Origin of the sequence: Pseudomonas nabeulensis (assembly GCF_004682045.1) — a bacterium.
Classification (GTDB): Bacteria; Pseudomonadota; Gammaproteobacteria; order Pseudomonadales; family Pseudomonadaceae; genus Aquipseudomonas; species Aquipseudomonas nabeulensis.
Genome location: NZ_QUZT01000018.1, coordinates 90,917 through 101,772 on the forward strand (window position 1 = coordinate 90,917; position 10,856 = coordinate 101,772).

9 protein-coding genes are annotated in these 10,856 nt (G+C 62.9%); 2 read left to right on the top strand and 7 right to left on the bottom strand.

The window, feature by feature from the left end; genetic code table 11:
• Positions 1-44 precede the first annotated feature (44 nt).
• The gene (locus DYL61_RS12140) at positions 45-2,552 is read right to left on the bottom strand and encodes a TonB-dependent receptor (protein ID WP_135308491.1); all 2,508 of its coding nucleotides are present in this window, start codon (positions 2,550-2,552) and stop codon (positions 45-47) included.
• Positions 2,553-2,921: 369 nt separating this feature from the next.
• Here DYL61_RS12140 and DYL61_RS12145 point away from each other — a divergent pair, with 369 nt between their 5' ends.
• Entirely contained in the window at positions 2,922-3,836 is a 915-nt protein-coding gene (locus tag DYL61_RS12145) for a GGDEF domain-containing protein (RefSeq protein ID WP_135308492.1), read from the top strand.
• A gap of 1 nt (position 3,837) precedes the next feature.
• A complete protein-coding gene (locus DYL61_RS12150; protein ID WP_135308493.1) occupies positions 3,838-4,875 on the top strand; it encodes an AraC family transcriptional regulator in 1,038 nt (345 codons plus the stop codon).
• Here DYL61_RS12150 and DYL61_RS12155 read toward each other — a convergent pair.
• From DYL61_RS12155 to DYL61_RS12180, 6 genes are all read right to left on the bottom strand, one after another.
• Complete coding sequence (locus tag DYL61_RS12155; protein ID WP_135308494.1) at positions 4,862-5,743, bottom strand: LysR family transcriptional regulator; 882 nt, start codon at positions 5,741-5,743, stop codon at positions 4,862-4,864. The genes DYL61_RS12150 and DYL61_RS12155 overlap by 14 nt on opposite strands.
• A gap of 169 nt (positions 5,744-5,912) precedes the next feature.
• Positions 5,913-6,527 carry an isochorismate family cysteine hydrolase YcaC gene (gene ycaC / locus DYL61_RS12160; protein WP_105699740.1) on the bottom strand — a complete coding sequence of 205 codons (615 nt, stop codon included), beginning with the start codon at positions 6,525-6,527 and terminating at the stop codon, positions 5,913-5,915.
• Positions 6,528-6,555: 28 nt separating this feature from the next.
• Positions 6,556-8,394, bottom strand: a complete 1,839-nt coding sequence (locus DYL61_RS12165; RefSeq protein ID WP_135308495.1) for an amidohydrolase — start codon at positions 8,392-8,394, stop codon at positions 6,556-6,558.
• Positions 8,391-8,981, bottom strand: a complete 591-nt coding sequence (locus tag DYL61_RS12170) for an antibiotic biosynthesis monooxygenase (protein WP_135308496.1) — start codon at positions 8,979-8,981, stop codon at positions 8,391-8,393. Before DYL61_RS12170 ends, DYL61_RS12165 begins: the two co-directional genes overlap by 4 nt.
• Positions 8,982-9,078: 97 nt before the next feature.
• Complete coding sequence (locus tag DYL61_RS12175; protein ID WP_135308497.1) at positions 9,079-9,912, bottom strand: SDR family NAD(P)-dependent oxidoreductase; 834 nt, start codon at positions 9,910-9,912, stop codon at positions 9,079-9,081.
• A gap of 9 nt (positions 9,913-9,921) precedes the next feature.
• On the bottom strand, positions 9,922-10,689 hold the full coding sequence (locus tag DYL61_RS12180) for an SDR family oxidoreductase (protein WP_135308498.1): 768 nt from the start codon (positions 10,687-10,689) through the stop codon (positions 9,922-9,924).
• Between the last annotated feature and the right edge of the window lie 167 nt (positions 10,690-10,856).

Sequence of the window (10,856 nt, forward strand, 5' to 3'; positions counted from 1 at the left end):
GGGAGGGGGCAAGCCCCCTCCCACATTTGGATCAGTGTGGGGGCTTAGAAATGGGTAAAGGTCAGGCCCAGCTTGTAGGTCGGGCCGTACTCCTCGTACTGGCCGTTGTAGCTGCGGTGGCCGGTGTAGACGAAGTACGACTCATCGGTGAGGTTCTGCGCCTCGAAGCTCACTTGCAGGTTCTTGGTCAGCGAGTAGCGCGCACTGAAGTCCACGAAGGTCTGCGCATCCACGTGCAGGTCGTGGGCCTTGTCATTGATCGAGGCCAGCTCGTACAGGTAGGCGGACTTGTAGTTGGCCGACAGGCGCAGGCTGAGCTTGTCGTCTTCCCAGCCGAGCATCAGGTTGCCGACGGTGTCCGATTGGTTCGGCAGGCTGATGTTGCGCTTGCGGTGGGTGCCGCTGGCACTGTCGAAGCCTTCGATATCCGCACTGGAACGGCTGAAGGTGGTGTTGGCACCGATCAGCAGACCGTTCCACGGCGCCGGCAGCCAGTCGAACTTCTGTGAGTAGGCCAGTTCCAGGCCGTAGAGCTTGGCGCTGTCGCCATTGGCGTAGGTGTGGGCCTCTGAGAAATTGGTCCAGGCGCCGGTGCCGGCCAGGTCGGTGTTGTAGACGAAGTTCTTGATGTCCTTGTAGAACACGAACGCCGATACGGTGCCGGCACGGCCCATGAAGTGCTCGATCCCCAGGTCGAGGTTGCTCGACTCCAGCGGCTTGAGGTCCGGGTTGCCGAAGGTGGCTTCGTCATCGTCGATCACAAAACCCGGTGCCAGTTGGCCGAAGGTCGGGCGTACCACGGATTTGGTCCAGGCCGCGCGCACCTGGGTGTTCTTGTCGATCTGGTAGCGCGCATGCAGGCCCGGCAGCCAATGGTGATAGCGGCGCTTGGTCTCGCTGGCGGTGAACACGCCGTCGGTGGCGCCAGTGCCCTTGGCTTCGAATTCGGTGCCTTCGTAGCGCAGGCCGGCAATGAAACGCCAGTCATCGATATCGACGGTGTTCATGAAATAGCCGGCGTTGATGTCTTCGCGAATGGTGAAGTCATTCACCCGCGATTCGGTCTCGTCATAGAAGTCCGCCGCGTTGAGGCCGCCGATCAACTGCTTGATGCTGCTCGGGCTGATGCCGGGGCCGAAGTTGCCCAGGCGGTAGTCGACGTTGCCCTTCTGGAACTGGGTGAGGTTGAGCTGATCGGCCGTGAAGCCCAGGGTGTCGAAGTCTTCGTAGCTCCAGGCTTCCAGATCGTTGCTCTTGTGGCGACGGCTGACCTTGCCGCCGAACTTGAACTGCGACGCGTAGCCGCTGAGGTCGTAGTCGCGGGCCAGGTCCAGGCGCAGGTTTTTCTCGGTGTCCTTGGTGTTCTGTTTTTCCCAGTCGACTTTGTCCAGGGTGTAGTTGCTGGTGTCGTAGAACCCGGCGCCGATGATCGGGCGTGGCTTGTCCAGGTCGTAGAAACCGCTGTTGGCGAAGTCGCCGCCGTCGAACGTGGCGCTGGCGATATGGCCCGGGCTGTCTTCGCTGGATTGGCTGTAGCCGGCCTGGCCGCTCAAGGTCCACAGGCCCAGCATGCGTTCGCCGCCAAACACATAGGATTGGATTTCCTGGGTTTCTTCGCGGTTTTTCAGCTTGCGCTTGGCCTCTGCATCGCCCAACTCGCCGGCGGCCAGTGGGTCGGCAAATTCGATGCTGGTGGAGTTGCGGGTCTCGGTGTCTTTGTAGCGGCTGTAGAGGGTGCGCAGGTAGTAGCTGCTGAGGTCATCGGGCTTGTAGTCGAAGTTCAGGCCGCCGCCGGCGCGTTCGCGGCTGATGTCGTAGTCGCGCTGTTCGAATTCGTTGAGCCTGGCGCCGTCGGTGAAGTCCCAGGCGCCGCCGGTTTCGACGTTGTCCGAACCGAAGTCGCGCTTCTGCCAGCTCAGGGCGGCGGCCACGCCGAAGTTGTCGATGCCATCGCCCAGGCTGAACCGGTTACTGGCGGCGCCGGAGAATTTCGGACTGGTCTGGTGGGTGTTCTTGTCGTAGCTGGCCTCGGTGCTACCGGTGTAGAACAGGCCCTTGTGGTCGAAGGCCGAGAGGCTTTGCACATCGACGGTACCACCGAGGGAGTTGGCGTCCATGTCCGGGGTGAGGGTCTTGATCACCGACAGCGACTGCACCAGCTCAGACGGCAGCACGTCGAGGGCCACAGCGCGGCGTGCGCTTTCCGGGGCGGGTACGAGAGTGCCGTTGATGGTCACGCTGTTGAGGTCCGGGCCCAGGCCGCGCACGCTGACGAAACGGCCTTCGCCCTGGTCGCGCTCGACGCTGATGCCGGGCAAACGCTGCACCGCTTCGGCAACGTTTTCATCCGGCAACTGGGCCACGCCATCGGCGTGCACCACGCTCTTGATGCTGTCGGAGGTGCGCTGTTCTTTCAGCGCCGAGTCGATGGCAGCGGCCTGGCCGACCACCTCCACATGCTCGGTGGCATCGGCGGCGTTGAGTCGCTCGCTGGCCATCGCCAGGGCCAAGGCGGTAAGCGTGAAGCTGACGAGCCCGGTGCGCTTGTACATGCAATCCTCCCCAAGAATCCGTTGGCGCCAGGCAAGAGACCCGGCAACTGGGAGGGCACGCTAGGGGTGGGGGATGACGGTTCTGTGACAGGGGGTGGCGGGAAGGCCCGTAAACCGAGGGTTTGAGCCTGAAATGAGCTGATATGACCTGTGAAGTTCTACTGTGGGAGGGGGCTTGCCCCCGATAGCGGTGGATCAGTCACCTTGTTTTTTACTGATACACCGCTATCGGGGGCAAGCCCCCTCCCACATTCTTTGACCTTTGTTGCCTGTGAGATGAGCTGATTCGACCCACCCCCGCCGTCACGCAACCGTCACATCCATCTGCTGTGCTGGCGCCCACGACTGAATCACCAGAGGCCCCCGGCCATGTTTTCCGTGCTCAAACCCCACCGCTGGAAACTCACCGCGCTGCTGATCGCCGCCAACCTCGGGCTGATCCTGCACTTGGCCTGCGGCACCCTCAAAAGTGTCAGCGAGTGGGAATGGCTGGATATCGTCGGCGAAGGTGGCTCGGCGCTGTTGGCCCTGGTCTGGCTGGGCCTGGTGCTGAAAAGCCGCCCCGCCGGACGCGTCACCAATTACCTGGCACTGGGGCTGTCGTGCATCTTCTTCTCCTGGTGGATCGACAGCCTCGACGAGTTCATTCGCCTGCCCGACAGCATCACCTGGGACCACTGGCTGGAGTCCGGGCCGATGCCGGTGGGCATGATCCTGCTGACCATCGGCATCTTCCACTGGCACCGCGAACAACTGGCAATCAGCACGCAGATGGAAAAACGCGAGCGGCTGTTCCGTGAACATCGCCTGTTCGACAAACTCACACCCCTGGCCGGTGCCGACTACCTCAAGCGCCAGCTCGCCGATAGCCTGCAGGACAGTCACACCCAACAGCAACCGCTGTCGCTGCTGGCCCTGGACCTGGACAACTTCGCCGCCATCAACCAGGCCTACGGGCATGCCGAAGGCGACGCGGTATTACAGGCACTCAGTCACTTGCTATTGCTCAACCTCCGTCGTCAGGACCTGCTCTGTCGCTTGGCCGGTGACCGTTTCGTCGTGCTGCTGCCCAACACCGGCGAACGCCAGGCCCAGATGCTGGCGCTGGAGTTGCAGCAGGCCGTACGCGCCCTCGCCCACAAGACCCGTCAGCAAGGCGAACGTTTGCAACTGGGCGCCACCACCGCCGTGGTGATGGCCTTGGACGAACCGCCCCAGGACCTGCTCAAGCGCCTGAACCTGGCGTTGGCCAAAGCCAAGCAACCCCTTGCGAAAAGCGCTTGAGATGGCCGTGAAAAGCAACTGGTATGAAGCCGACAGCCGCTTCATTCCGGGGCATTACCAACCTGCCACCTTGATCGATCTGGCGTTGTCGCGGGACATCGACAGCCATCGCCTGCTGCGTGGCACCGGGCTGTTTCATGAGGACGTCCTGGCCGGCACGGCACGCTTGAGTCCGCAGCAATTCCTGGGATTGATCGGCAACAGCCGCAAGTTGTTGGACGCCGACGACAGCAGCTTCCTGTTCGGCCAACGCCTGTTGCCGGGCTATTACGGCGCGGCCAGCCATGCCTTGGGCCATGCACAGAACCTGCATCAAGCGCTGGACATCCTGATCCAGCAGCAGGTCCTGCTCAGCCCGTTGGTCACCCTGCACCTGGAGCTGGATGAACACCACGCCTACCTGTACTGGCTGGACAGCTGCGGCGCTGGCGAACACTGGCGCTTCCTGCTGGAAGCCAGCATGACCTCGCTGGTCGCCATGAGCCAATGGCTCAGCGGCGAACGCCTGCCGTGGGTGTGCAGTTTCAGCCACGCCGAGCCGCGCTACGTCGAGCAGTATTGGGTGCACCTGGGGGAAGACACGCGCTTCGGCCGCCCATTGGATGTGATGTGTATTCCTCGCCAATACCTTGCCCGCCCCTGGCCGGGAGCCTCCGCCACCGCCGGCCAGGTCGCGCGCCAACACGCCCGCGAGCAAATCGAACAGTTGGGCTTCGCCAGCAGTTTTCTCGATTGTCTTTACGACTATCTGCACGAACACGTGCGTCAACCGCCGAGCCTGGAACAGGCGGCGCTGGCGTTCGCCATGAGCCCGGCGACCCTCAAGCGCAAACTGCACAAGCACGACACCGGTTTCCAGCAGCAAGTGGACCGGGTGCGCAAGCAAGTGGCGCTGCACCTGTATCAGGTCAAGGGCTACAGCAATGAGGAAGTGGCGGCGTACTTGAATTTCAACGACGCGGCGAACTTTCGCCGCTCGTTCAAGCGCTGGACCGGCAGCACGCCGAGCCTGATCCGCCAGTTGTTCAACAGCCGCTAGCCAGGCGCTCGCGCAGGAACTCCACCAGCGCCTGCACCGGCCGCGAGCTCTGCCGATGCTGCGGGTACACCGCCGACAGGGTCAGGTCTTCGGGGGCGAACTCATCGAGGATCGTCACCAGGCGGCCGTCCTTCAACGCGTCGCCGACGATAAAGGTCGGTAAATAGGTCACGCCAAACCCGGCGATGGCCGTGTCACGCAGCAGGTCGCCGTTGTTAACCCGCATGCGTCCGCACACGTTCAACGCCTGTAGCTTGCCCTTGAAACGCCATTGCACCTGGCGGCTATGGCCATAGGGCAGGCAGTCGTGATTGGCCAGGTCATCGGGCAGCATCGGTGTGCCGCGCCGGGCCAGGTAGTCGGGGCTGGCGCAGTACACGCGGGGGATGCTGGCGATGCGACGGGCAATCAGCGTGGAGTCTTCCAGGGTGCCGATGCGCAGCACCAGGTCGTAGCCTTCGCCGATCAGGTCGACGGGGCGGTCGCTGAGATCGACTTCCACCGCCACTTCGGGGTGGCGCTCTAAAAACTGCGGTAACAGGCAACCCAGGTGCGCAATGGCGAACGACAGCGGCGCACTCAGGCGAATAGTGCCGCGCGGCTCGCTGTTCTCGCCAGCGATGCCCTGCTCCACTTGCTCGACTTCACTGAGCAGGCGCAAGGCCGATTCGTAATAACTCTGGCCCAGTGGCGTAACGTCCAGGCGCCGGGTGGAGCGGTTGAGCAGGCGTACGCCGAGGCGGTCTTCCAGTTGGATCAGGCGGCGGCTGACGAACTGCTTGGACAGGCCCAGCTGTTCGGCAGCGGCGGTAAAACTGCCGGACTCCATGACCTGGCAAAACAGGCGCATGTCTTCAAAAGGGTTCATTGTCGCTTCTCGGTGGACATTTTCGGTTTTTATATCGGGTATGTCGCCATACCACAAATCAAATGTGGGAGGGGGCTTGCCCCCGATGGCGGTGTGCCAGTCTGAATATCTTTGACTGACACACCGCTATCGGGGGCAAGCCCCCTCCCACAAGGGACCGCTTAGCCGGTTACTTGTTGAACGCCGAGTAGCTGTTCATCAGGTTGCGGTAGTTCGGGATGCGCGGCGACAGCAGGTTGGCCAGGCCTTCCATGTCGTTGCGCCAGTCGCGTTGCAGCTCGCAGGCCACGGCGAACCAGTTCACCAGTTGCGCACCGGCAGCGGTCATGCGTGCCCAGGCGGCTTGTTGCACGGTTTCGTTGAAGGTGCCCGACGCGTCGGTGACCACGAACACTTCAAAACCTTCTTCCAGTGCGCACAGGGTCGGGAACGCGACGCACACGTCGGTCACTACACCGGCAATGATGATTTGCTTGCGGCCGGTGGCCTTGACGGCCTTGACGAAATCTTCGTTGTCCCAGGCATTGATCTGGCCTGGACGAGCGATGTACGGCGCGTCCGGGAACAGTTCTTTCAGCTCTGGCACCAGCGGGCCGTTAGGACCGCTTTCAAAGCTGGTGGTGAGGATGGTCGGCAGGTTGAAGAACTTCGCCACGTCGGCCAGGGCCAGGACGTTGTTCTTGAATTCGTTCGGGGAAAAATCCTGCACCAGGGAGATCAGGCCAGTCTGGTGATCGACCAACAGTACAACGGCGTCATCTTTGTTCAAACGTGGGCTAGCCATGGTTCAACTCCTTACGGGGGATGGGAAATCAGAAAGCAAAGCACGAACAGCCAAACGCACCCCAGAACCCCTGGAAGTCGCTGACCGGCACGCTGGAAAGGCGGGCTTTTTCGTGGCTATGGGAATGCACGCCGCACGGGCCGCTGCATTGGTGAACTTGCGCTTGCAAAGGCGAGCTTGGGCGCCAGTGACCCGGCACCTTGACCACCGGCGACCAGTCCGGCAGTACCGGCACGCGCGGCGGTGCGAAATCTTCAAAGTCGCCGGCGCCATACACCACCTTGCCGCCGACCACGGTCAGTACCGATTCGATCCACTTGATGGCTTCTTCATCGACGCTGAAAAAGTCCGCCGACAGCGCGGCAACGTCCGCCAATTGGCCGACCTTGATCTGGCCTTTCTTGCCCTGTTCGGACGAGAACCAGGCGCTGCCATGGGTGAACAGCTCCAGCGCAGTCAGGCGTGGCAGGCCTTCGGCGTGCAGCTCCAGGCCACCGACGGTGCGGCCGCTGACCATCCAGTACAGCGAGGTCCACGGGTTGTAGCTGGACACGCGAGTGGCATCGGTGCCCGCACCCACCGGCACGCCTTCGGCGAGCATGCGCTTGATCGGCGGCGTGGCCTCGGCGGCCTTGGCACCGTAGCGTTCGACGAAGTACTCGCCCTGGAACGCCATGCGGTCCTGGATCGCAATACCGCCACCCAGTGCACGGACGCGCTCGATGTTTTTCGGGGTGATGGTTTCGGCGTGGTCGAAGAACCACGGCAAGCCATTGAACGGGATATCGCGGTTGACCTTCTCGAACACGTCGAGCATGCGCGAAATCGACTCGTCATAGGTGGCATGCAAACGGAACGGCCAGCGCTGTTCCACCAGGTGACGCACCACCGGCTCCAGCTCCTGCTCCATGGTCAGCGGCAGGTCCGGGCGTGGTTCAAGGAAGTCTTCGAAGTCGGCAGCGGAGAACACCAGCATCTCGCCGGCGCCGTTGTGGCGCAGGTAGTCGTCGCCCTGGTGCAGCTTGACGCTGCCGGTCCAGTTCTGGAAATCAGTCAGTTCTTCCTTGGGCTTTTGGGTAAACAGGTTGTAGGCGATACGCACCGTCAACTGTTCTTCCTTGGCCAACTGCTCGATCACCGCGTAGTCATCGGGGTAGTTCTGGAAACCGCCGCCGGCGTCGATGGCGCTGGTGAGGCCCAGGCGATTGAGTTCGCGCATGAACTGGCGGGTCGAGTTGACCTGGTATTCCAGCGGCAGTTTCGGGCCTTTGGCCAGGGTCGAATACAGGATCATCGCGTTCGGACGGGCCACCAGCATGCCGGTGGGGTTGCCGTTGCTGTCACGCACGATCTCGCCGCCCGGCGGGTTCGGCGTGTCCTTGGTGTAGCCGGCCACGCGCAGGGCAGCACGGTTGAGCAAGGCGCGGTCATACAAGTGCAGCACAAACACCGGGGTGTCCGGCGCGGCCTGGTTCAACTCTTCCAGGGTCGGCATGCGTTTTTCGGCGAACTGGAATTCGTTCCAGCCGCCCACTACGCGTACCCATTGTGGGGTTGGGGTGCGGTCAGCCTGGTCCTTGAGCATGCGCAAGGCATCGGCCAGGGAGGGCACACCTTCCCAGCGCAGTTCGAGGTTGTAGTTCAGACCACCACGGATCAAGTGCAGGTGGGAGTCGTTGAGACCGGGGATCACCGTGCGACCCTTGAGGTCGATAACCTTGGTGCCACTGCCGCGCAGGGCCATGGCTTCACCGTCGGTGCCCACGGCGACAAAGCGCCCCTGGCTGATGGCGACGGCAGTTGCGCGCGGGTTTTCACGGTCCACGGTGTGGAACTGGCCATTGAACAGAATCAGATCGGCGTTCATAGGGTTTCCTTTACAGGGGCTTCAAGCCAGGGAGCGAACAGGCGGGTGGCGGCCGGCATCAGCAGGTAGACCACCAGCACTACGATAGTCACGGTGACCAGGAACGTGGCGACCACGTAGTTGGAGAGAAACGGGTGCAGGCGCAGGACCGGGCCCCAGATGATCGGAATCAGCAAGGTCAGCGGCAGGATCACGAACAGCGTCACCACCGCCTGCTTCCAGCGCGGCGGCTTGGCGGCGTTTTCGGTTTCGGGGTTGAACCAGAACTCGTTGACCGCACCGATTTCGGTGTTGTCGCCGTCGGCCAGCAGGGGCGCGGCTTCGGCGATCAAGGTCTGGCGTTCGCTGGATTCGAGCCAGGTTTCCAGGTCATCGGTGGAACGGTAGCGCAGCACGCACGTGAACAACGCCAGACCGTTTTGTTTACTGCGCACGACGTCAACGCCCAGGTGGCCAGGGCGTGCGCCGGCGATGCGCACGATGCGACGAAGCCAGGCTTCGTAGTCAGCCTCACGGCCTTGTTTGATCAGGTGTTTGACCACCAGGGTGACGACTTCGTCGGGCCCTGTCTTGGGTGCTGGGTCCATGGTGTGTCCCTCTGCTTGGAGATTTCAGCGATGAGGGAAGTGTGCCGGGGATGCCCTTAGGGAAAATTGGATGTACGTGCTGTTTGGATTAAGGGCTTCACCGCCAATCTGCAACAATTCCTTGCTCCAGCGCAAAAGCCTGCGCCGCAAGGGTTCGACGCTGAAAGCGCGGCGCCTCCTCAGCCGTGGCCAACCACAACATCACTGCTGCGGGCACATGGGGCGGCGCACTGCCGGCACGCAAGGCGATCAAGCCTTTGTCACCAATGGTCGCCTTGAGCGCCTCGGTGGTCACCACCCCCGGGTTGACGGTATAGGCTCGCACACCCGCCTCGCCCAGCTCGATGGTCAACACGCCGGACAACCGCGACACCGCCGCCTTGCCCGCGCCGTAGGCATAGCCCCAACCGCCCTTGCCCGCCGCCACCGGTGGGTCGCTTTCTCCGGCGCCGGAGGTGACGTTGATCACCACCCCGCCACCCTGCTCCACCATGTGTTCGGCCACCGCTCGCGTAAGCAGAAAGGGGTTGAGGATATAGCCCTGGAACATCCGCTCCAGGGTTTGGACTTGCAACGCCATCACGCCGGCGTTGAGGTCACTGCCTTGATAGATCGCATTGTTGATCAGCACGTCGATGCGTCCGTATTCAGCCAACACCGTCTGGCACGCGGCCAACACCGAGGCGCTGTCGAGCAGGTCCATCGGCACCACCAGCACGCGGCAACCTTCGTCGCGCAAGGCCTCGGCCGTGCCGTTGAGGCTGCCGGCCAGGGGCGCGCCCGAGGCGTCCCGCAACCCGTGTTCGTGCTGTTCACCCTCGTTGAGGGTGCGGGCGCTGATCGCCAGGTCGAAACCGGCGCGGGCAAAGGCCAGCGCGGTTTCGCGACCAATGCCTCGGCTGGCGCCCGTGATAAAGGCCACTTTGTTCATAAGCTCTCCTTAGAACCGCGCCGCGCGGACCATGGCGTCGATGCCGCCATCGACAAACACCACGCTGCCATGCACAAACGCCGCCGCGTCGGATTGCAGGAACGCCACCACCGCGGCGATTTCCCCTGGCTCGCCGGTACGCCCCAGCGGCGCGACAAAGTCACGGGTGGCCTGGCCAAACCGCGCATCGTCCAACGAAGCCTGGTGCAGCGGAGTGTGCACCGCACCCGGCGCGACCACGTTCAAGCGCACGCCCAACTTGCCCCATTCCACGGCCAGGCCACGGGCATGCTGGGTGATGGCGTTCTTCGACGCGGCATAGGCCACGTGGGATTGCCCGAGCGCGTTGGCCAGCGCCACGGAGTGGGCCTCATCACCCGCCAACAGGCACTCGATCATCGGCTGGGCATCCGGCCCGGCGTGGGTCGCCGAGACAGAGCCAATCACCACCGCCGCCGGTTGCCGCCCCTTGGCCAAGGCGCCTTGTAAACCAGCGAGCAACTGGCTGACCCCAAAGTAATTCACCGCCAGGATCAACCCGCCATTCGGCGCGGTCACCCCGACACCGGCGCAGCAGACAAGCCCATCGAGCACCCCGCCGCTGAGTTCGAGCACACGGGTGATCGCGGCATCACGCCCTTGGGCGGTGGACAGGTCGGCGATCACCTCGGCGTCGTTGCGATCGATCCCGATGACCTGATGGCCGGCCGCACGCAGGGCTGCGCTGACGGCGGCCCCGATTCCTGAGGCGCTGCCGGTGATGGCTGTAGTAGGCATAGTGGTTCTCCGTGATAAACGTAGGTACTTACAAGTTGCACTTGGGGGTGAGCGGGCTTGCCCTAATGCCAGTCAGTTAAGAAATGACAGGAGCAACACCGCCTCTGTAGTGAGCGGGCTTGCCCCGCGCTGGGTGGCGAAGCCGCCCCAAATCCATCCACCGCGGA